Consider the following 23,188-nt stretch of genomic DNA (forward strand, 5'->3'; position numbering starts at 1 on the left):
CTTTAAACACAAATAGTTAACCAACCTCAACTACAACCATTGACCTAATTTACTTTCAAGCTAAAGAACGTAAATGATAACACTATTGCGCCGATTTAGGCAACGGCTTCTTTCCGAGAACAAATTTTCGAAATATCTAATCTATGCCATTGGCGAAATTATCCTTGTGGTCATTGGGATTCTTATTGCGCTAGGGATTAATAATAACAATCACTTCAATGAGCAGAGAAAGGTAGAACAAGAATATCTAACATCGCTTCAATCAGAATTTGAAACCAACCTGAATAAAATAAATACGGCTATTCAAGTCAATGAACAGCGCATAAAAACGTTAGAAAAAATGTTGACTTTATTCAACAAAAATGTACGCGATACCATTAAGCCAGAAACCATTTCTCAATTACTTGGACCTATTTTAGGCAGTGATATTCAGTACACACCAACAACAGGAGTTTTAAGTGACGTCATTAGTTCCGGTAAACTCAATATCATTTTAAATAAAAACTTAAGAGAAGATTTAGCTTCTTTTGAAAGCACAATAAACCATTTAAGCACGCAAGTAAATGATGCTGATTTTACACAACGAAATTTAACAAGTCTTTTCTTTAAAAACGGTAGCGCTAGAACTATTGTTACAGATTTAGATATGATTGATTTACAGTTTCAATCTATCTCTTCAAAGACAGACAACAAGGACATCTTCAATTCTATTGAATTCGAAAATTATCTAGTGGATTATTACCTGTTAGCTAAAGCGACAAATGGACCTCGATTATTTAGCGGCATAAAATCGCAAATAGAAACTATTCTAAATGAAATTGAACACGAACTAGAAAACAAATAAGCTATTAATTAAATATAAACATCATGAAAAGTAAAAAACCAAATTGGACCAAAACCGAGTTACAGGTTTACATTATGCTACTCTGCGCTAATGCAGATAAAACCGAAACTGAGGAAGAGTTAGACATGATACAAAGTAAAACATCAAAAAAAACCTTTCTTAAAATGCATAAGAAATTCCATAGCCATTCTGAAAAAAAGCGTTTAGATAAAATTGAAAAGGTAATTAACAACCACGATTACAGCCAAATGGAACTTGCTGCTTTTAGAAGAGAAATGTATAAGATATTCTTCTCAGACTGTAGTTTTAACTTAATGGAGGAACGACTAGATATGACCTTAGATAATATACTTTACTAATAGTAATGATAAGCTTCTTTAGAAAATTACGAAAAAAGTATGCTGAAAATAACAGACCTTTAAAATACTTTAGGTATGCTGTTGGTGAAATCTTTCTTGTAGTTATTGGTATTCTAATTGCGCTTTCCATTAACAATTGGAATGATGGACGCAAAAACGAAATCAAGGAACACCAGATATTAACCGAAATGCACAACAATCTCAAAATCGATTCAATTGATATGGCAGGCAATATATTACGTAACACAAGAGTGCTTCATTCTGCAGAAGCCATTCAAAATCAACTTAAAAACAACATAGCATGGAATGATTCTATGGCTACACACTACAGCCATATAAACACCTACATAAGTAAGATTGCCGTTGTTAAATCGAGCTATGAAAATCTCAAATCTATTGGCTTTGATCTCATCAAAAATGACAGTCTTCGTGGTAAAATACATGAGCTGTATGCACAACAATATCCGTTTGTAGAACGCATGGAATCAGAACATATGGAAGCCATGAAATATGCTATACTATTACCACAATTAACATCAAAAGTAAAGAGCATTTCTAAATGGAAAGCTAAACCATTAGATCTAAATACACTTGTCCATGATAATCAATTCAAAGAAACAATTATTATATTCATAAAGGCTCAGGAAGGATTTATTGGCTTATATCAATCTCTACAACAATTACAATCTGAACTTATGGAGATGATTGAGAAAGAAATTGCAATTAAAACACAACCAAAGCACCAATCAACAAATGATTAAATTCTTCAGAAAAATACGCTACAACCTTATGAGTGAAAACAAAACAAGCAAGTACTTTAAATACGCCATTGGCGAAATTATTCTTGTAGTTATCGGTATTCTCATTGCACTACAAATTAATAACTGGAATCAAAAACGTCTTCAAAAACTCACATTAAGCAATTACTACGAACGTATGCACGAAGAGTTAGAAAGTAGTCGTGATAAACTAGACAATTTAATTAATGGCATTGATAGTTTAGTAATTCTAAATAGAAAAACGCTCGAAATATTAAGTTCTAACAATAAAAATTCTATACCAACACTGCAAAAAACCTTAGGTGCATTGGGTACAGCTTGGGTTAATAACTTTAATTATCCAATTGTTCAAGAGTTTATGAATGAAGGCTATTTAGCTAAAGTAAATAACACCAAAATTAAAGAAGAGTTGCAAGCATTTAGTTTTCAATTGAACCGCTTTAAGGCTCTTGATAAAGGAATAGGCGATCAATATGTATTGACCATAGAGCCTTTTATAAACAAGCATCTTAATTACTCACAAATTGCTCTAGATAGGTATAAAACCAGCCTCGTATCTGGAGGACCTGATACAGATTTTGAAAGGCTATTTAATAATTTAGAAGCATGGAATATCATAACCCTTAAGTTAGAGATGCTTGTTACCCAAAAGGCAATTTTAAAAGAATTTAAAGCCATGAGAGAGCGCTTAACCAATTTATTAAATTCAGAGCTAAACTTAAAACCATGATAAAATTTTTTAGAAAAATAAGATACACCCTTATGGAAACAGGTAAAACAAGCAAGTACTTTAAATACGCTATCGGAGAAATTGTACTTGTAGTTATTGGTATTCTCATCGCACTTCAAATTAATAATTGGAACGAAAACAGAAAGAATACCCAATACGAACAAAACTATCTGCAAAGAATTCTAAAGGATTTAAACAAAGACCAAGTAGAACTTGAGATGCATTTTAATACAGACACCCTAAAACTAGATGCATTTACCGAGATAATGCGTATACAAAGGACTAATTCAATTACATCAAATCAACAAGCTTACTTAACGGCTCTAAGTAAAGTTCAAGGGACCAACTGGTTTGAAGGCAACGACGTAGTATTTAATGAAATGAAATTTTCTGGTAAGCTAGCGCTAATCGCTTCAGAGGAATTAAGAGAAAGTATACAAAACTATTATAAGCAAGTAGAAGAAGTTATAAAACAAGAAAACATCTACATTGCCTTACAGACAAGTGCATATTACAGGATAAATGATTATACAGACAATGCATTTATAAGAGAGGCTTCAATAGCACCGAGATGGAATTCAAATACTAACGAGGTAACTTATGAAGATATCATTCATTTTAATGATAATTTAAATGAAGTGCAAAAGAAAGAATTACTTAAAGATTTAACAATACTAAAAGAAAACATTTTGTACAGCAACAAAGTTAGAACTACCCTCTACGAAAAAGGTAAAGCAACAATTAAACTCATAAATGACTATTTAGAAAAGAAGACATAATAAAAGTAAAATCTCGTTGACCATTAGTTGAAATAACCGCTTGCGGAAAACATAAAAGTTAAAAACATGATTAAGTTTTTTAGAAAAATACGATACGACCTTATGGAAAAAAACAAAATAGGAAAGTACCTTAAATATGCTATCGGCGAAATTATCCTTGTGGTTATCGGGATTTTAATTGCTTTACAACTGAACAATCTCAATGATGAACGGAAAACTGAAAATTTAAGGCAAGTTTATTATAAACAATTACTACAAGATTTTGATAACGACAAAGCATATATAAAAGAGCATTCTTCAAGAATAGATTCTAATATGGTAAAATTTAGAGCTTTTAAAGAAATCTATAATCAACCAAACTTACCAATAAACAAAATAATTTCTAAAGTTAGAAATTTAGCTTGGCCACTTTATAATGTTCAATTCAAATCTAACACGATAAATACTTTGCAGAATACAGGTGACATCAAATTAATACCACCAACCATTAGAGAACAATTAATCAGTTTAGAAAAATATAAAGAACAAACAGAAAAGGTTTCTAAATACAACAATGATAAATCTGGTGAAGGGACATCTGCGGCAGCTAATAAACTTGGAAGTGAAGAATTTGCCTTTAAAAATATACAAAATCAGCCCAAACTATTGGAATATGTATTTGAAGAAAAAAACTTAATAGAGCTTCTTATTAAATTAGAGTTTAGTCAATATATGAAGGTGGAATCGGAACAAGGAAGTCTTAAAAGATTTAAGAACATTCTATCTAATATGGAAGAAATTGAAATTCTTATTAATAAGGAATTAAAAAAATAATCAAAGTACAAACCATTAACCAATGATAAAATTCTTTAGACACATTAGACAGAAATTACTCTCTGAAAACAAGTTCAGTAAATATGTACTCTATGCCATTGGCGAAATAGTGCTGGTAATAATAGGAATTCTTATTGCTTTAGCAATTAATGAAAATGCAAAAGACAAAAACAACTTAGAATTACGCGATTTATATATCATTCAGTTAGAAGATGAAGCCAACCGCAACCTAAATCGATTAAAAGAGCTTAAGGAGTTTACAATTGAAATGCTTAAAGAAGTTGATACTTTAGGTTACATATTATACACCAAAGATTACGATAATCCCAAATTGCCACCAAAAGCCTTTAGGCTCATGGATACAGACTACTTTAACCCATCAACGGTAACCTACGAAAATTTGAAGTTTTCCGGAGACCTAAAACTATTTGATGATTTAAACGTACGTAACGCTATTTCAGAACCTTACGAAACTTTTAATAATATAAAAGTCGTTGAAGATTTAGATTTTGATGGGTTTAGTAATTATTATAACGATTTTTTAATTAGAAATGTAAGCTTTTTTGAAATGCAGTTAACTGCAAAAAGTTATGCAAAAGAAATCCATTTTCAGAATTATATTCTGGCAAGGAAAACAACTTTAAATTTTAATAAAGAGGCCTATGAGCGATCCATTGAATCCCTAAACCAACTAAAGACCATTTTTGCTGAATTAAAAAAAGACAATTAACTCAAATTTAGACTGTTGCTATCTATTAAAACCAACCGCTAACCCATGATAAAATTCTTCCGAAAAATTAGACAAAATTTACTTTCCGAGAAACAAACAAGCAAATATTTTAAGTATGCCATTGGCGAAATTGTACTCGTAGTCATTGGTATTTTAATAGCATTGCAAATTAATAACTGGAATGAAAAACGCAAAAACGAAAATAAGATAACAACAGTTTTAAAAGAGATACAAAAAGATTTAGAAGAAGATATTGTTAAATCTAAAGCGTTGTTTACTTACTATAACAAAAGAGACTCGATAATACAATTGGCTTTAGACAACAAATTAACACGAGAAAATTATTTAAGTGCTAATAGACATGAATTCATATATGTTGCTATGAACGCTTTTCACCTTAAAATTCATAATAATGGGTATAAAAAATTAACCGATAATATAGATAATATACCAGAGAAGTATCAAGAATTAATTTCACCTCTAAATGAAATTTATACCTACAATAAGTACGAAATTGATAAATTCGACATCAGGATAGATAAAGTTACCGATCGTTTAATAGATAAGCTTGCAGCTTCAAAGCCTTGGTATCACGGTCTTTACGAAAACATTAGCGATGATGCGATACACTTTTTTTTAAATGATTCATTATATAAAAATGACCTAGACATTTATAGAAACGCATCTGGTAATTTAGGTAGGCATATCTCTAGTTTTAATCAAAACGCAAGTAACGTTTATAGAACTATTGCAGAACTAACGGGTTACCCAAAAACACTACCAGATTTTATACCTCATCATTTAATAGAACCAACACCACAAGATCTAGAGGCCATTATAGGCAATTACAAAATGGTAAAATTCACAACGCCTACAGGTGAAGTAATGCCTCTAAATGAGCCTATTACAATAAAAGCAGGTAAATACAGCTTAGAGCTAACAATTGTAAACAGTAGTAATACTATTTTTCTCTATTATAAAAGTACTACTGAGTTGTATGATGAAGAAGCAACATCAACATTAGTAAAGAATGATAAAAACCAAGTTGTAAAAATCATAGCAAAATATGATGATGGAGAAGCTGAATTAATAAAAATAGAATAGTATCTTTCTTTAAGTATTTAAGACCCTAATTATTTTTTTAAAACAATAATTAGCACAAAAATGAAAGGAATGGACATTGTAATGGTAATAACCATAATACTTTTCGCAAGATTAGGCATACGCTTGTTCCAACTCTATAAAAAAGCTCAACAAGAAAAAAAAGGATAACAGAACGATTAAATTTATTTAGAAAAATTCGTCAAAATATCATTATAAAAAAACAAAATATCCAAATAGTTTAAATACGCTATTGACAAGATAACCTCCTAGTTTACAACTATTTTAATTGCTTCACTAGTTAATATTAATAACAACATCCAAATTAAAAATATATAATTAATGTAATTTTAAAACTATCTCAAACAGAATAGCTGAATACGAAATATATAAACCGTTTGAATAGAAATAAAAAAAATAAATTCCATAAGAATTCCATCCCAATTTCCTTAACTCATCTGCAAACATTTCTTAACTTTAAGAACAATTTAACAACAACTAGAAGTCTAAACACTTAAAATTTAGCGTAACTCTTTAACAAGAAAGTACCTACTCTTCTTTTTAATCGAAGTTTCACACTCAATCCATCAATACCATGAACATCAAAAAGCACCTTCTCCTACTTCTTATTCTAACTTTGGTATTTTCTTGTAAAAAAAAGCCCGTAGAAACCGATAATATTTTTAAGTATAGAGATTACATCAGTTACACCACATCTGGAGTTGTATCCGTTTTAGAACCTATTAAAATTAATTTGGCTAATGAAGTTGAATCTTGGGAAGCAGAACAAGATATTGGTACGGATATTATTAAAACGTCACCTCACATTCAAGGCACATTAAAAGCACTAAATAAACACACTTTACTTTTTACACCAGATGAACCATTAGAACCAGCAACCGAATATGCTGTTACCGTTAAACTAGGTGATATCTATAACACAATGCCAACAGAATTTGAAGATTACACCTTTCAATTCAAAACCATTACACCGAGTTTTAGCATCATGACCAACACTGTGCAATCGTATAGTAAAGAATGGCAATATGTGCTAGGCCAATTACGCTCTTCGGATGTTATTAATTTAGAAGATGCTAAACAACTAGTCTCAGCTAAGCAAAATAAAAAAGACCTCAATTTAGTTTGGCTAGAAATGTCAGAACCTTCCAAATATTTTGAATTTAGAATAGATAGCATCAAACGTCAAATTGAAGACAGTAAAGTTGATGTTGCTTGGGATGGCAAGGCTATAAAAGCTGAGAATAAAGGAGAAAACTTCATTAATATTCCAGGAAAAAACAACTTTAGCATTATAGAAACGCAAGTTGTTCAAAGTCCTGAACAATATTTATCTATCAATTTTTCTGACCCTTTAAAAAAACAACAAAATTTTGCAGGCTTAGTTACTATAGGCAATGTAAAAAAGCCAAAATTTATTGTAGATGGCAATGTACTAAAAGTCTACCCAGACACTAAATTAGTTGGTGCCATAAAAGTTGATGTGTTTACAGGAATACAAAATACAGACGGGTTCAAACTTAAAAATGCATATTCACAAACCTTAGCTTTTGAAGAATTAAAACCTCAAGTAAGACTCATTAGTAATGGTTCTATTTTACCTAATTCTCAAGACTTAAAATTCAATTTTGAAGCGGTTAATTTGAGTAAGGTCGATGTTAGAATCATCAAAATATTCGAAGACAACGTATTGCAGTTTCTTCAAGAAAACAATATGAATAGCAATTACCAAAATTCCATAAAACAAGTGGGTCGTCGCATTGCCAAAGAAACAATTACGCTAATTCAAGACAAAAATTTAAATACAGGAGAATGGAAAGCTTACAGTATTGATTTATCTAAATATTTACAAGCCGATCCTGGCTCTATTTACAGAGTAGAAGTTAGCTTTAAAAAAGACTATTCGTTATATGATTGTTCCTCAAAATCAGAAACAACAGAAGTAGAAGAAGACGATTATTACGATGACTATTACGAAGAAGATTTCTATGCTTCTGAAGACATTACCGAGGAAGAAGAAGAGCTTCGCGAAGAACGCTATTGGGATAACCTAAGCTACAATTATAGAAATACCAATTACAGATATAGAGACAGAGATAATCCATGTACAGACTCGTATTTTAACTATGGTAATCGCTCTATATCACTAAATCTAATAGGTTCAGATTTAGGCGTTATTGCAAAACAAGGTAATGATTTTAATTACTTCTTTGCCGTAACCAACATTCTGTCTACAGATCCAGAAGCTAACGCTAATGTTTCACTTTATAACTATCAACAACAGGAAATTGCAAAAGGCAATACCAACACGGATGGAATTGTAGAAATCGATTCCAAAAAACGTGCAGCTTTTGCTGTCGTAACCAAAGGGAAAAGTGTGAGTTATATAAAACTTCACGATGGTAATTCGTTATCACTTAGTAAGTTTGATGTATCAGGAAGCAGATTGCAACGCGGTCTTAAAGGTTACATTTATGGTGAGCGTGGCGTTTGGCGTCCTGGAGATAGTTTGTTCTTAACTTTTGTGTTGAATGATAAGGCAAACAAACTACCAAAACGTCATCCTGTTAAACTCGAAATCACAGATCCTGTTGGCAAACTCGTTTATAGAAAAGTATCTATTGACAATGTTAATAATTTCTATGATTTTATGGTGCCAACATCATCAGATTACAAAACAGGAAATTACAATGCAAAAGTTTCTGTTGGTGGAGCCAATTTTACAAAAAGCCTTAAGATTGAAACTGTAAAACCAAATCGTTTAAAAATTAAAATAGATTTTGAAGACGACGTATTAACCAACAATAAACCACTACAAGGAGACTTAAATGTGGCTTGGCTACATGGCGCACCTGCAAAAAATTTAAAAGCAGAAATTAAAGCAAAATTCACAACAGCTTACACCAGTTTTAAAGGCTATAAAAACTATACGTTTAGTGATCCAACTAAAAACTTTAGCACCGAAGAAACGAATGTTTTTGAAGGCTATTTAGATGAAGAAGGTAATGCTAAAGTAGATACAAAACTAAATATTGGTAAAAATGCGCCTGGCATGTTAACAGCTCAGTTCTTAGTAAGAGCGTTTGAAAACGGAGGTGATTTCTCTCTCGATGCTTTCACCATGCCTTATGCACCTTATGAAAGTTTCGTTGGCCTACAATCGCCAAAAGGTAACAACTATGGCTCTTTCTTTACAGACGAAAATCAAACATTTGATATCGCAACAGTCACTGCTGAAGGGAAACCAATTCAACGTAAAAAATTAGAAGTAAAAGTTTACAAAATTGAATGGCGTTGGTGGTGGAATTCCTCTTACGATAACCTGTCGAGTTACGTATCGAGTAATTATCATAGACCTGTACAACAGTATTCAATAGATACAGATGCTAATGGAAAAGCGAGTTTTAAACTTAATATTCCAGAAAGCGATCGTGGACGTTATTTAATTAGAGTTGTCGATCCAGTTAGTGGCCATGCCACAGGTAGAACAGCATACTTTTATAAAAACTGGTGGTCTAACTCAACTGGTGGTGACAAAGAAGCTGCAAAAATGTTAGTGTTCTCAACCGACAAAGACAAGTACAATGTTGGCGATACAGCAAAACTTACTTTTCCATCTGGTAGCGAAGGCAGAGCTTTAATAAGTATTGAAAATGGAACAGAAGTTTTACAACATCAATGGGTAAAAACAAAGCCAGGAGAAACTACGATAGATATTCCAGTAACAAAAGACATGGCACCAAACGTGTTTATTAATATTTCATTATTGCAACCGCATGCCATCACATCTAATGATTTACCAATACGTTTATATGGAGTGATTCCGATGATGGTAGAAAATCCGGCAACAAAATTAGAGCCTGTTTTGAATATGCCAGATGCTATTCAACCAGAGCAATCCTACGAAATAAAAGTATCAGAAAAGAACAACAAAGCCATGACATACACTATTGCAGTTGTAGAAGAAGGCTTGTTAGACTTAACTCGTTTTAAAACACCAAATGCTTGGAATAACTTCTACGCTCGCGAAGCTTTAGGCGTAAAAACTTGGGATATTTACGATGATGTTATTGGTGCGTATTCTGGTAGTATAGACCAAGTCTTTGCTATTGGTGGAGATGGAAGTGCTGCAGGCGGAAAAAACAAAAAAGCAAATCGCTTTAAGCCTGTGGTGACGTATTTGGGCCCTTTCCTTTTAGATAAAGGCCAAACCAAAGCACATCAACTTAAAATGCCAAATTATATTGGTGCTGTAAGAGCTATGATTGTTGCAGGTAACAATAATATGGAAGCTTATGGAAGTGCTGAGAAATCAGTACAAGTAAAAAAGCCGTTAATGGTTTTAGCAACCTTACCACGAAAATTAAGTCCAGGTGAAAAAGTGACACTACCAGTTACTGTGTTTGCTATGGAAGACAAAGTGAAAAATGTAACACTTTCAGTAAATGTAAGTGATGGTATTACCATAAAAGGCAACAAATCGCAATCACTTCAATTCAGTAGACCAGATGAAAAAATGGTCTATTTTGAATTGGATGTTACCAAAGCAAAAGGCATTAATACCGTTGAAGTTGTAGCCACAGGAAATGGTGAAAAATCAACCTATAAAGTTGAGATTGATGTAGAAAATCCTAATCCGTTTACATCTCGTGTAATAGATAGTGAATTGCAAGCTAGCGCAAAACAAACCATTGATATCACAACCTTTGGAGTAACGGGAACGAACTCTGCAACAGTAGAGTTTTCAACATTACCTCCAATGGATTTCACAAAACGTATGGAGTATTTAATTCGTTATCCTCATGGCTGTGTTGAGCAAACCACATCGAGTGTGTTTCCACAGTTGTTTTTAGCTGATATTTTTGATTTAACACCACAAAAGAAAAAACAAGTACAAAGCAATATTGAAAATGGCATAAGACGCTTAGGACGTTTTCAAAATGCCAGTGGAGGCTTAGGCTACTGGATGGGTGAAACCACAGCCAATGATTGGGGAACAAGTTATGCAGGTCATTTTATGATTGAAGCAGAAAAGAAAGGGTTTATATTACCACTAACCTTTAAGAGCAATTGGATTGCCTACCAAAGACAAGCGGCAAGAAATTGGAGACCTAGCTACAAACATTATCACAGTGATTTTGCACAAGCGTATCGTTTATACACTTTAGCATTAGCTGGAGCTCCTGACTTAGCAAGTATGAATAGATTGAGAGAATTCAGCGACATTTCTAATGATGCTAAATGGAGATTAGCTGCAGCTTATGCCTTAGCCGGACAAAAAGAAGCTAGTGAAGCGATTTCTAAAACGGCTAATATTGAATTTGAATCTCCAGAAAACGATTCTTATACTTATGGTTCTTTATACAGAAACAGAGCCATGGCTTTAGAAACTATGCTTATTACCAATCATCCTAAAAAACATGATTTAGCAAAATCTATTGCAAAATCCTTATCGAGCGATCGATGGATGAGTACACAAACCACAGCATATAATTTATTAGCTATGGGCAAAATGATTACTCAGAATGGTGGTAAAGAATTAAAACTAACTTATACTATCAACGGAAAAACAGAAACTATAGATACGCAAAACGGCATCTCTCAACGTAGCATTCCTATTAACGAAGGCTCAAACCAAATGATCATCACCAACGCAAAAGACAACTTGGTTTATGTACGAGTCTTAAATTCTGGTAAATTAAAATTAGGCGAAGAAATAGCAGAACAACGTGGCTTCTCCATTTCAACCGTTTATAAAGATTTACAAGGGAATAAAATCGATGTCACCAATTTACAACAAGGTCAAGATTTTGTAGCAACAGTAAGTATTTCCAACTTAACTAGAGATTATGTCAACGACGTAGCTTTAACTCAAATTTTCCCATCGGGTTGGGATATTGTTAATACGAGATTCACAGATTTTGGAGATACAACGGTGAGCAATGCAAGGTATACTGACATTAGAGATGATAGGGTCAATTTCTATTTCGACATGAATAGAAGTGGTAAATATGGCACCAAAACATTCACTGTAATGTTAAATGCATCCTATTTAGGCACGTACTATTTACCTGGAACGCAAGCTGAAGCCATGTATGATAATGATGATTACTTGGTAAGAAACAAAGGCCAATGGGTTACTGTAGAGAAGTAAAAGAATAACTCTAAAGCCTCACAGGTTTAACATAAAATAAAGTCTATGCATACATAACATATCAATTTCAATAAATAAAAAAAACCTAATTAATAAACAACAAACAGATTGCCACAGCTGATAAAAAAAATCAGCTTCGCAATGACCTAAAAAAACTAAAACTTGTCGGTCGACAGACAAGAATCCTAAACATAAACCGCTAAAATGTTTAACCCAAAAAAATAAAAATTATGAACTTTTTAAAACAAATTTTAGCAGTAGGATTATTATTAAGTGTAACTACAATTAGCGCGCAAGAACAAGCGTATGTAGCTGCAGAAAGCGGATTATCGCTTAGAGATCAACCAGATGTCAGTGGAAAAATGCTGAGTAAATTAGCCTATGGTGAAGCCATTGGAGTATTAGAAAAAACGGATAAAAAACTAGTAATTGTTGATGCTGGAGAAAAAGTAAGTGGAGAATGGGTGAAAGTTGAAACCAGAAACCATATTGGTTATGTTTTTAATGGCTACTTATCATCAACAAAAATTTCTAAAACTATCCGATTAGATTTAGATAAATTGAATATTGAAATAAAGAATTTAGCCACTAGTGATTACAAAAGGCTTCACAATTTAAAACAACAAGATTCAGCAAAAATCAATGTAGATATAGGTGCGTCACCAGAGCGTAAACAAATTATTCTAGTAGAGAATGATTATAAGCATGTTAGCATTTTTCAACGTTACGAAAACAGCATCTCTTTTATGTCTGAAAACACACAATGCGATTCAAAAAATTGGAAACATTTTGATTCTGAATGGAAACCATTAAAAAAAGTAAGATCTAATACATTTGAAACTTTAGCTTACACAGAAAATGATTGGAAAAAATTCATCAAAACAGCTACTGAAGATTTAAAAACAGAAGTGATAGATCAATGCGGAGAAGATTGGTTAAATTACTTTAAGAAAATTGAAAACCTAAAGGATCATCCTGTTGGAGTTTCAACAAAACGTGTATTTTTAAAATTAATACTCACGGATTTTGAAAACAACATTACTGAGAAGATAATAGAATTTGATATGCCTAATGGTTGTTAAAAGATGAAAAACTGAAAACTATATGTCTCTTTGAGCGCAGCTGAAAGTCTTAATTTAGAATGTTTAGACTGTGCTTAAGAAGACATATTTATTAAATTAACATGAAAAACTTTGAACCATACTATGCTGTAATTTTTAGCTCAACACAAAGTGAAAATATAGAAGGCTATGCAGAAATGGCTGAAAAAATAGAGAATCTAGCCAAACAAGAAAACGGTTTTATTGGAATAGATTCCGCTAGAAATGGTACTTCGACTGCGCTCAGCAGAGCAGTTGGTATTACAGTGAGTTATTGGGAAAGTTTAGAAGCTATAAAAAACTGGAAAGCCAATACAGAGCATTTGCTCGCTCAACAGAAAGGACGTGAGCAATGGTATAATTGGTATAACGTAAAGATTTGTAAGGTAGAACGTGAGTATGAATTTAAATCTGAATAGACACAACTAGTACTTCACCGTAAAATGACCTCTATACTCCATTCCATCTAAAATGATATGGTACCAATAATCTGAAGTTGGTAACTTTTCTCCATCAAAAGTTGCATCCCAAGAGGCATCACGATTAATTGCTGAGAATAGTATTTTCCCATAACGATCATAAATATATAGTTCGGATTTTGTAAAATATTGAGTGACATTCAATAAAAAGAAATCATTCTTCCCGTCTCCATTTGGTGTTATAAATTTCTGAATATAAAAATGAAAATAGTCTTGCTCTATTACAGTTCCACAACTAATAGATTTAACATAAATGGTATATAAGCCGCTCCGCTTATCTCCAAATAAATTACTGTACTGATAATTTAAGCCGTCTAATGAAAACTGATGATCACCTTCATTAAAAACATTAATAACAAATGAGCTCCCATTAGTTTCTATACTTTCTATTTCAGGTGACTCTATCAACTCCACATTAAATGTTATAATTTCTGTAAAACAATCACCTGTAATTTCAACGTCATAGACTCCATCGGCATCTATAGTTATAGATGCGGTCATTTCACCTGAAAACCAATTATAATTTGGATTATTTATGTTTGTCGTCGCTTCTAAATCTAAAAATTGACCTTCGCACAAAAACAAAAATTCTTCTCTATATTCTATAGGTTGAGTTCCTAAAACTTCCCACTCGCAGAGATCTTCATTAAAAAATGTGGTTTGCCAACATTCTAGATTTACTGGCTCTATGGGTTGAGTTCCATTAACCTCCCAATCACAATTAACAGCATTAAAAGTGACTGTTTGCCAACACTCTAAATTTGAAGGTGCTGTTGGTTGTGTTCCGTTAATCTCCCATAAACAAGTTGTAGTATTAAATGACGTTGTTTGCCAGCATTCTAAGCTTGTAGGCTCCATAGGTTGTGTTCCAGTAATAGTCCAACTACAAGAACTATCATCAAAAGTTGCGGTTTCCCAGCACGCTAATCCAGTTGGCACTAAAGGCTGTGTACCACTAACATCCCAAGTACAGGTTACATCGTTAAATATAGCTGTTTCCCAACATGCAACTGTTGGTTGCGTTGGTTGACTTCCCGAGATAACCCAAGCACATGTTGCATTATCGAAAGTTGCGTTCTGCCAACATTCTAAATTTGAAGGAGCTATTGGTTGAGTACCATTAATCTCCCATAAACAAGTTGTACTATTAAATGATGTTACTTCCCAGCATTCTAAGCCTGTTGGCTCAACTGGTTGCGTACCAGTAATAGACCAACTACAAGAACTATCATCAAAAGTTGCAGTTTCCCAACATGCGGTTGTTGGAGCTGGTGGAGCTTCATTTACTATAATTTCATAAACATCTGAAAATGTGATACAATCTGCATTATTTAAATTTGCCGCATATTCAGCGACCTTAGCTCTAAAATATGTTGTTGATGTTATCCCAATAATATCTAAAGAAGCATTTGTTTCTGCAGATAAATCTGTCCAAGTCACATTATCTGAACTAGATTGCCATTGGTAAAAATGATTGTTAAATACTACATTATCTGGCATTGCAGTAATAGTTTCGGCATATGGTGTTTGAGAGCTACATAACGTTACTGAACTATTGCTAGTACCATCATTAATATCAATAGAATCACCACAACTTTTAAATACAATATCATCTATAGCTAAATCATTACCACAACCACCAGGTGCATTGTTTATCATTTTTAGGATTATGGAAGTTTGGCCAACTGTAGATTGAAAAACTAGCGCATATTGATCCCAGTCTGATGCTGTTGTTCCAAAAATATTTCCAGTTGTACCCGAAGCTAAAAGTGTAGTATCTGTATTATCCCAAATTTCAAAACTAACGTTAATTGGAATGGCTCCTGCACCACAAAATCCATTTGGTGGTGTTAGATTAATCAGCCACGAAGAAAATTCGTAAGTAGTGTTTTCACAAAGTCCATTAATGGTTGTTTTATAAAATTCGCCTGCCGTAAAACTAGAGTTTACAATAAGCATTCTACCATTAGTATCATTTAATGTGTGATCACTTACGCTAAACCAATCAAAATAATTAGAAGTACTCGAAACCGTATAAAATCCGTCATTAGGATCTTGATTATTTGAGTACGTATAAGTTGTTGTTCCTGCAGGTAATGAGGTGTTTTGTGTACCAACACCAAAAGTTTCTGTAAAAATGGGATCACCTGAATTTCCTTGACAAAAACCTAATTGTGCATGCATCTCTTTTGAAAGAAAAGAAATACAGAAAATTATGAGTACTTTAAGATCTATTATAGAGTTTCGCACGTTTAAATATATAGATAACTTTGTGAAATAAAACTCACTTTTCCGTAAAAAGAACAAATAACATCTTTTGTATAGTCTATGTATAGGTTAATTAAATATTTAAAGCGAAATAAGATAAAATCTGTAGTGGTTTTTGTTTTAGTCATCGCTTATTATTTCTGTTTGCCTCAGCAATTATTTAAAGATCCAACTGCTACAGTTATTACTAGTAATTCTAATGAACTGCTCGGAGCATTAATTGCTGATGATGGTCAATGGAGGTTTCCTGTAAGCGATAGCATACCAGATAAATTTAAAACTTGTATTCTTCAATTTGAAGACGAATACTATTACAACCATCCTGGTTTTAATCCGGTTTCAATCTTTAAAGCCTTAAAAGACAATGTAAGTTCTGGTGCTGTAAAACGAGGAGGTAGTACTATTACACAACAAGTGATTCGTTTATCTCGAAAAGGACAATCCCGTAGTTATTTAGAAAAAATAAAAGAACTGATTTTAGCAACTCGCTTAGAATTTAGGCTATCCAAAGATGAGATCCTTAATTTGTATGCTAGTTATGCTCCTTTTGGAGGAAATGTTGTTGGAATTGATGCTGCCTCATGGAGGTATTACAATAGAAATGCTTTCGATTTATCTTGGGCAGAAAGTGCCACTTTAGCGGTTTTACCAAATGCACCAAGTTTAATTTATCCTGGGAAAAATCAAAAAAGACTATTAGATAAGCGAAATCGTTTATTAAAAAAATTATATAAAAATGGCACTATTGACCAACTGACTTATAAGCTTTCAATTGACGAAGGCTTACCTCAAAAACCTTATCCATTACCACAAATCGCTCCGCATTTGCTCCAAAAAGTTACACATAAACACAAAGGAGAACGCATTAAAACAACAATTAAATCTTCACTACAAAAACAAACTAATAGCATTGTAAAACAACATTACAATAGATTAAAACAAAATGAAATTTATAACATTTCTGTATTAGTTTTAGACGTTAATACTAGAGAAGTTTTAACGTATGTGGGCAATTCACCAACAGATAATGCGCATCAAAAAAGCGTTGATATTATTGATAAACCCAGGAGTACAGGTAGTATTTTAAAACCATTTTTATATGCAGCCATGTTAGATGCTGGCGATTTATTACCAAACACGTTAGTGGCAGATGTACCTACACAATTTGGAAGTTATCAACCCGAAAACTACAACCAAACTTATGATGGTGCTGTGCACGCAAATGAAGCTTTATCTCGCTCATTAAATGTACCTACTGTAAGGATGCTTCAGGAGTTTGGGTTAGATCGATTTTATCATTATTTGAAACAATTACAGCTTAAAGATTTAAAATATAATGCAAATCATTATGGTTTATCTCTAGTGCTTGGAGGCGCTGAAAGCAATCTTTGGGATTTATGTAAAAGTTATGCTGCTATGTCTTCAACTTTAAATCATTTTAATGCCAATTCTAGTCAGTATTTCTCGAATGAATTTTGCCAACCAATTTACAATTCTCAACAAACCATTGATTTCGGAAAACTATCTAACGAAAAAGAAGTTTTTGATGCGGCATCAATCTTTCTAACTTTTGAAAGTTTGAAGCAAGTTAACCGTCCAGAAAGTGATGAAAGCTGGGAATATTATGATTCTTCACAAGAAATAGCCTGGAAAACAGGAACCAGTTTTGGCTTTAGAGATGCTTGGGCAATTGGCACAACAAAAGACTATGTTGTTGGTGTTTGGGTTGGTAATGCAGATGGCGAAGGACGACCAGGTTTGGTTGGTGTACAAACAGCTGCACCTATTCTATTTGATGTTTTTGATGTATTACCAAAAAGCGATTGGTTCACTCAACCTTATGACGAAATGTTAGAGGTCACTATTTGCAAAAAAAGTGGCTACAGAGCCTCTTCAATTTGCGATGATACAGAAATACAATACATACAAACCAGTGGCCAAAAAACTGAGCCTTGTCCGTTTCATAAATTGGTTCATTTGGATGTTTCAGAAATCTATCAAGTAAACTCGTCTTGTGAAGCTGTTTCAAATATTAAGAATAAATCATGGTTTATATTGCCACCCTTGCAAGCATTTTATTTTAAAACGAAAAATCCTTTTTACAAACCATTACCTCCGTATAGAAATGATTGTATTGAGTCTACTGGTATTTCAATGGAATTTATTTACCCTAATCAACAAAGCACTATTTTTTTACCTAAAGATTTTGATGGCAAGACTAATGATTTAATTCTTAAAGTAGCACACTCTAAACCCGAATTAGAAATTCATTGGTATATTGATAGTGAATATATTGGCAGCACAAAAGACATACACGATATGGCTGTTTTGCCCACATCTGGAGACCATATTATTACGGTTATGGATGAACTTGGAAACGAACTGAAACATAAAATTACAATTTCAGATTAATACCATTCAAGTGCAAATCGCTATGTTTGCAGAAATAAATTAACTTATTAATTATGGAAATTGTTCAGTTTATACATTCAAAATGGGCTTATTTAGTTTTATTAGTCCTAGTTCTTGCCACATTTAACGCAATCATTAAATTTTTTGGAGACAAAGAATTTGACGCTAAAGATTTTAGAATTTCATTGTTTGCATTGATTACTATGCATATTCAATTATTAATTGGTATCGTGTTATTCTTTATGAAAGATTATTTCTCAACGATTAAACAAATAGGAGGAATGGGAGAATTAATGGCAAATAAAGCTTTAAGAAATCTTGTTGTAGAGCATCCACTAACAATGATAATCGCAGTTGCTTTAGTAACCATTGGTTATTCTAAACACAAAAAGAAATTAACGTCTAAACCAAAATTTAAGCTATTAGCTATTTTTTACACATTAGCCTTAGTTTTAGTTTTAGCTAAAATTCCCTGGAATCTTTGGTTTTAAATCTACAAAACGAAAAAAGCGTCTAGAATATTCTAGACGCTTTTTTTGTATTAATAAAACAGAAATTTATTGATCTATCTTTATAACTTAGTTCACTTCTTTAATTAAATAAATATATGCAGGGAAGTGATCGCTATAACCACCCGAAAGCCCAGCATTACTCATTCTTAAAGGGTATCCTTTATAACGCCCTTCTTTATTAGTTAAATACGATTTATTAAAAATACCCGCTTTATAAAAGCGAAATGACGAATAATCTTTCTCTAAAAATGGTTGACTCATTAAAATCATATCAAATAAACTCCAAGCATCTCTATAACCTGTTGTTCCTAAACCTTTTTTCTTAAATAAATCTTCATAAGGATTATAAATACCTTTTAATTTAACTTTTTCTTTATCTCCCTCTGCCTTTATTTCCTTTTTCATACTATCATTTGTTGGGTTATCATTAAAATCACCCATAGTTAAAATTTTAGCATAAGGATCTATAGATTGCAAAGAATCAATAATACGTTTATTTAAGGTTCCGGCAGCAACACGCTTAAATCTGCTTCGTGCTTCACCTCCACTTCGCGATGGCCAGTGATTAACAATTACATGAATTAAATCTCCTTCTAATTCACCACTAACTAATAACTGATCTCTTGTATATACACGCTCTCTAGTTGAGTCATCATAAATAAGCAACTCGTGTGAACTCGCTTCAATAGGTCTAAAAAGAGATTTTTGATATAATAAAGCAACATCAATTCCTCTTTTATCCGGAGAATCAAAATGGATAATGCCATAATCTTTGTCCAATAACTGAGGGTCATTAACCAAATCAACTAATACTTGTCTATTTTCAACCTCTGAAACACCAATAATTGCAGGTGTGTTTTTTGTATCTTCATAACCAATATCAGCAACTACCTTTGCCATATTTTGAATCTTTTTGACATAAGCCTTTGCTCTCAATGCTTGATTCAACTCCATTATAGGACTTGCCTCATCAAACTTGGTAGTATCGTTGATAGTGTCAAATAAATTTTCTAAATTGTAAAAGGCAACGGTATGAATTTTATACTTTTTCTTTTCTTGTGCACTTAAACTTACAAAAGCACAAAGAAGCATTACTGTTAAAGTGAGTTTTAAATTTTTCATTTAGTATATGTTATGTTAACATTAATTACTTTACAAATCTTGAGCCAAAAGTATATATTTATTATAAATAATGTAAATTTGCGAGCCTTAAATAACTTTTATTTAATGTACAAAGACTATTAACTTTAAAATTAGGTATGAAAAAAAGTTTAATTATTTTATTATTTGGAATTTTTTCTTCTTTTACGATGATGGCTCAAAGCACTGTTGTTAAAGGTAGTGTAAAAGATGCTGTATCTTCAGAACCAATTCCTGATGTAACTATTACAATTGAAGAAACACAACAATCAACTCTAACTAATGGTTTAGGAGAATTTATCTTTTCCAGCAATGTGCCTTTAGGAGAGCAAGTGTTAAAAATATCAAAAGCTGGTTACCAAACTAAACGTTATCCTATAATTGTAAACGAAGGTCAAACTGTTAATATTACAGACATGACTTTAGATATTGATATTACAGGAGCAGAAGATTTATTTACCATCACACTTTCTGATGATGAACTTAGTGATGATACAAGTGGTTCGGATAATATTTCTGGATTATTGTCTTCGTCTTTAGATATTTTTCAAAGAACAGCAGCTTTCGAATTTAGTTCTTCATTCTTCAGAGTGAGAGGTTTAGACTCAGATAATGGTTCTGTATTAATGAACGGTATTGAGATGAACAAAATGTATAATGGGAGACCACAATGGAGTAATTGGGGAGGCTTAAATGATATGATGCGTAACCAAGTATTATCTACTGGGCTAGGTGCTTCTGATTACAATTTTGGCGGTATTTTAGGAACCTCTAACATTATTACAAGAGCTTCTAGTTATAGAAAAGGTGGTCGTATAACTTATTCATCTTCTAATCGTAGTTACACTAACCGTGCTATGGGTAGTTATGCTTCTGGTTTATTAGACGGAGGTTGGTCTTTTGCCTTTATGATTGGAAGACGTTGGGGTGATGAAGGTTATCAAGATGCTACTTTATACGATTCTAATTCATTCTTTGCTACTATAGAAAAGAAAATTAACGAAAAACATAGTCTTAACTTTACTTCAGTATATACTCCAAATAGAAGAGGAAAATCTTCTGCTAACACGCAAGAAGTATATGATCTTAAAGGCATTAAATACAATGAATTTTGGGGTGATTTAGACGGAGAACAACGTAACTCTCGTATTAAAGAAGTTGAAGAACCAATTTTTATGTTAAATCATTATTGGGATATTTCTTCTAGAACAAGTTTAAATACAAGTATTGGTTACCAATTTGGTAAAATAGGAAACAGTAGATTAGATTACGCTGGTGGTACAAACCCAAGTCCTGCATATTATCAAAATTTACCAAGTTATTTTTTAGAAGATGGTGACTTAGAAGGTGCATACGAAGCTGAACAAGAATTCATCAACGATGGTCAAGTTAATTGGAATAGAATTATTGATGCCAACTTAACAAACAATATTTCTGGAGCAAATGCTGCTTATGTATTGTATGAAGACAGAAATGATGATAAACAACTAACTTTAAATTCTGTATTTACCACAGAGCTTAATGAAAACATTATTTTAAACGGAGGGATTAATTATAAAAAATTAGATTCTGAAAACTTCGCAGAAATAATAGATTTACTAGGAAGCACAACAGGAGCATCTAATATTGATTCATTTAATCAAAATCAATTTGATTTAAATAATCCAGATCGTGTTGCTTTTGAAGGAGATAAGTTTAGATATAATTATAATATTTATGCTAATGAAATTTCTGGTTTTGCACAAGCGCAGTTTAAATATAACAAAATAGATTTTCACTTAGCAGGTAATGTTACAAAAACAGATTATCAAAGAGAAGGTTTATATAAAAATGAAAACCAAATTTCATTTGATAATGGAGTAGAATTAGATAACTCATATGGCAAAGGTGACAAATTAGAGTTTACTGGTATTGGAGCAAAAGCAGGATTGACTTATAAAATTACTGGAAAACATTTATTGAGTTTTAATGGTGGCTATATAACTAAAGCACCTTCTATTAGAAACACATACACGAACTCAAGAGAAAGTCATGATTATGTTGGTAAAATCAATGGAGTAAACAATCCAAATATCAATATTACGGAAGAAACAATAACATCTTTTGATGCTAGTTATATTTTTAGATCACCAATAGTAAGTGCAAAATTAACTGGTTTCTATACTACAATTGAAGATGCCAACGAGATTTCTTTCTTCTTTACACAAGGTAGTACAACTGGTTTTATTCAAGAAGTTTTATCTGGAGTAGATAAAGAGCACTTTGGAGGAGAATTAGGTATAGAAGCACAAGTTACACCAACAATTAAATTAAAAGGTGCCGCTTCAGTTGGTCAATATACATATAGCAATAACCCAGATTTATACGTAACTTCAACATCAGATGATTTTACAACTACTGAAACTGACGCAAATAGCGGTTTAACTACAACTGTAAACACCTCAGGACTAGTTAGTACTTCTAACCTAGAAAATTATAAAGTAGCTGGAGGTCCACAAACAGCATATTCTATTGGTTTTGAATATAGAGATCCTAATTATTGGTGGTTTGGTGCAACGGCTAACTTCTTCGACAATGCTTACATTGACGTAAGTCCGTTATCAAGATCTGAAGATTTTTACACAGATGCTGATGGTTTACCATACAATGACTACGACCCAGACGTTGCAGAAGGTTTATTAAAACAAGAAAAGTTTGATAGCTACATGGTAGTAAATTTAGTAGGTGGTAAATCTTGGAGAATAGGTGACAAATATGTTGGTTTCTTTGCAAGTGTAGGTAACCTTTTAGATAAAGAATACAAAACAGGAGGTTATGAGCAAGGTAGAAGAGCTGATTATAGAGCTTTAAGAGATGATGTTAGTAATACTAAAAGAGTCTTTGGATCTAAATATTGGTATGGTCGTGGTGTCAACTACTTTTTAAATGTTTATGTAAGATTTTAAAAAAGAAAAGAAAAATTAATATATT

At 32.4% G+C, this 23,188-nt stretch carries 16 protein-coding genes; 14 read left to right on the top strand and 2 right to left on the bottom strand.

Translation table 11 applies throughout. The annotated features are described in order from the left end of the window. Positions 1-73: 73 nt before the first annotated feature. The 11 genes from ACJJVO_RS11425 to ACJJVO_RS11475 all read left to right on the top strand — a co-directional run bounded on the left by ACJJVO_RS11425 (position 74) and on the right by ACJJVO_RS11475 (position 13,826). Positions 74-844: a DUF6090 family protein gene (locus ACJJVO_RS11425; RefSeq protein WP_405574174.1), complete on the top strand. Its 771-nt coding sequence runs from the start codon at positions 74-76 to the stop codon at positions 842-844. Positions 845-867: 23 nt separating this feature from the next. Beyond that, the gene (locus ACJJVO_RS11430) at positions 868-1,203 is read left to right on the top strand and encodes a hypothetical protein (protein ID WP_405574176.1); all 336 of its coding nucleotides are present in this window, start codon (positions 868-870) and stop codon (positions 1,201-1,203) included. Between the two features lie 5 nt (positions 1,204-1,208). Further along, a complete protein-coding gene (locus ACJJVO_RS11435; RefSeq protein ID WP_405574177.1) occupies positions 1,209-1,964 on the top strand; it encodes a DUF6090 family protein in 756 nt (251 codons plus the stop codon). Next, positions 1,957-2,712, top strand: a complete 756-nt coding sequence (locus ACJJVO_RS11440) for a hypothetical protein (protein WP_405574179.1) — start codon at positions 1,957-1,959, stop codon at positions 2,710-2,712. Before ACJJVO_RS11435 ends, ACJJVO_RS11440 begins: the two co-directional genes overlap by 8 nt. Next, a complete protein-coding gene (locus ACJJVO_RS11445; protein ID WP_405574181.1) occupies positions 2,709-3,491 on the top strand; it encodes a DUF6090 family protein in 783 nt (260 codons plus the stop codon). Before ACJJVO_RS11440 ends, ACJJVO_RS11445 begins: the two co-directional genes overlap by 4 nt. Positions 3,492-3,593: 102 nt before the next feature. Then, entirely contained in the window at positions 3,594-4,304 is a 711-nt protein-coding gene (locus ACJJVO_RS11450; RefSeq protein ID WP_405574183.1) for a DUF6090 family protein, read from the top strand. 22 nt (positions 4,305-4,326) lie between these two features. After that, entirely contained in the window at positions 4,327-5,034 is a 708-nt protein-coding gene (locus ACJJVO_RS11455; RefSeq protein ID WP_405574185.1) for a hypothetical protein, read from the top strand. A gap of 45 nt (positions 5,035-5,079) precedes the next feature. Continuing rightward, positions 5,080-6,138, top strand: a complete 1,059-nt coding sequence (locus tag ACJJVO_RS11460; protein WP_405574186.1) for a DUF6090 family protein — start codon at positions 5,080-5,082, stop codon at positions 6,136-6,138. Positions 6,139-6,730: 592 nt separating this feature from the next. Then, positions 6,731-12,307, top strand: coding sequence for an alpha-2-macroglobulin family protein (locus ACJJVO_RS11465; protein WP_405574188.1), 5,577 nt, complete (start codon positions 6,731-6,733; stop codon positions 12,305-12,307). A 230-nt stretch (positions 12,308-12,537) separates the two neighbouring features. Next, on the top strand, positions 12,538-13,389 hold the full coding sequence (locus tag ACJJVO_RS11470) for an SH3 domain-containing protein (RefSeq protein WP_405574191.1): 852 nt from the start codon (positions 12,538-12,540) through the stop codon (positions 13,387-13,389). A 101-nt stretch (positions 13,390-13,490) separates the two neighbouring features. Next, positions 13,491-13,826 (top strand): antibiotic biosynthesis monooxygenase family protein, encoded by a 336-nt coding sequence (locus ACJJVO_RS11475; protein WP_405574193.1) that lies wholly within the window; start codon positions 13,491-13,493, stop codon positions 13,824-13,826. 6 nt (positions 13,827-13,832) lie between these two features. Here ACJJVO_RS11475 and ACJJVO_RS11480 read toward each other — a convergent pair whose 3' ends face one another. Next, positions 13,833-16,136, bottom strand: coding sequence for a T9SS type B sorting domain-containing protein (locus ACJJVO_RS11480; RefSeq protein ID WP_405574194.1), 2,304 nt, complete (start codon positions 16,134-16,136; stop codon positions 13,833-13,835). A gap of 78 nt (positions 16,137-16,214) precedes the next feature. Here ACJJVO_RS11480 and pbpC point away from each other — a divergent pair, with 78 nt between their 5' ends. Together pbpC and ACJJVO_RS11490 are read left to right on the top strand one after the other, a co-directional pair. After that, positions 16,215-18,566 carry a penicillin-binding protein 1C gene (gene pbpC, locus ACJJVO_RS11485; protein ID WP_405574196.1) on the top strand — a complete coding sequence of 784 codons (2,352 nt, stop codon included), beginning with the start codon at positions 16,215-16,217 and terminating at the stop codon, positions 18,564-18,566. Positions 18,567-18,616: 50 nt separating this feature from the next. After that, a complete protein-coding gene (locus ACJJVO_RS11490) occupies positions 18,617-19,057 on the top strand; it encodes a hypothetical protein (protein WP_405576938.1) in 441 nt (146 codons plus the stop codon). A gap of 87 nt (positions 19,058-19,144) precedes the next feature. On the opposite strand, the gene ACJJVO_RS11495 is transcribed toward ACJJVO_RS11490, so the two are convergent. Continuing rightward, positions 19,145-20,200 carry an endonuclease/exonuclease/phosphatase family protein gene (locus tag ACJJVO_RS11495; RefSeq protein ID WP_405574198.1) on the bottom strand — a complete coding sequence of 352 codons (1,056 nt, stop codon included), beginning with the start codon at positions 20,198-20,200 and terminating at the stop codon, positions 19,145-19,147. Positions 20,201-20,337: 137 nt separating this feature from the next. Here ACJJVO_RS11495 and ACJJVO_RS11500 point away from each other — a divergent pair, with 137 nt between their 5' ends. Continuing rightward, positions 20,338-23,163 carry a carboxypeptidase regulatory-like domain-containing protein gene (locus ACJJVO_RS11500; protein ID WP_405574200.1) on the top strand — a complete coding sequence of 942 codons (2,826 nt, stop codon included), beginning with the start codon at positions 20,338-20,340 and terminating at the stop codon, positions 23,161-23,163. Positions 23,164-23,188 lie beyond the last annotated feature (25 nt).

It is taken from the genome of Winogradskyella sp. Asnod2-B02-A, assembly GCF_045063645.1.
GTDB lineage: Bacteria > Bacteroidota > Bacteroidia > Flavobacteriales > Flavobacteriaceae > Winogradskyella.

Bases quoted from the DNA above. Each gene is read 5' to 3' on its own strand.
- ACJJVO_RS11425 (WP_405574174.1), top strand. From the start codon at position 74: ATGATAACACTATTGCGCCGATTTAGGCAACGGCTTCTTTCCGAGAAC.
- ACJJVO_RS11430 (WP_405574176.1), top strand. From the start codon at position 868: ATGAAAAGTAAAAAACCAAATTGGACCAAAACCGAGTTACAGGTTTAC.
- ACJJVO_RS11435 (WP_405574177.1), top strand. From the start codon at position 1,209: ATGATAAGCTTCTTTAGAAAATTACGAAAAAAGTATGCTGAAAATAAC.
- ACJJVO_RS11440 (WP_405574179.1), top strand. From the start codon at position 1,957: ATGATTAAATTCTTCAGAAAAATACGCTACAACCTTATGAGTGAAAAC.
- ACJJVO_RS11445 (WP_405574181.1), top strand. From the start codon at position 2,709: ATGATAAAATTTTTTAGAAAAATAAGATACACCCTTATGGAAACAGGT.
- ACJJVO_RS11450 (WP_405574183.1), top strand. From the start codon at position 3,594: ATGGAAAAAAACAAAATAGGAAAGTACCTTAAATATGCTATCGGCGAA.
- ACJJVO_RS11455 (WP_405574185.1), top strand. From the start codon at position 4,327: ATGATAAAATTCTTTAGACACATTAGACAGAAATTACTCTCTGAAAAC.
- ACJJVO_RS11460 (WP_405574186.1), top strand. From the start codon at position 5,080: ATGATAAAATTCTTCCGAAAAATTAGACAAAATTTACTTTCCGAGAAA.
- ACJJVO_RS11465 (WP_405574188.1), top strand. From the start codon at position 6,731: ATGAACATCAAAAAGCACCTTCTCCTACTTCTTATTCTAACTTTGGTA.
- ACJJVO_RS11470 (WP_405574191.1), top strand. From the start codon at position 12,538: ATGAACTTTTTAAAACAAATTTTAGCAGTAGGATTATTATTAAGTGTA.
- ACJJVO_RS11475 (WP_405574193.1), top strand. From the start codon at position 13,491: ATGAAAAACTTTGAACCATACTATGCTGTAATTTTTAGCTCAACACAA.
- pbpC (WP_405574196.1), top strand. From the start codon at position 16,215: ATGTATAGGTTAATTAAATATTTAAAGCGAAATAAGATAAAATCTGTA.
- ACJJVO_RS11495 (WP_405574198.1), bottom strand. From the start codon at position 20,200: ATGAAAAATTTAAAACTCACTTTAACAGTAATGCTTCTTTGTGCTTTT.
- ACJJVO_RS11500 (WP_405574200.1), top strand. From the start codon at position 20,338: ATGAAAAAAAGTTTAATTATTTTATTATTTGGAATTTTTTCTTCTTTT.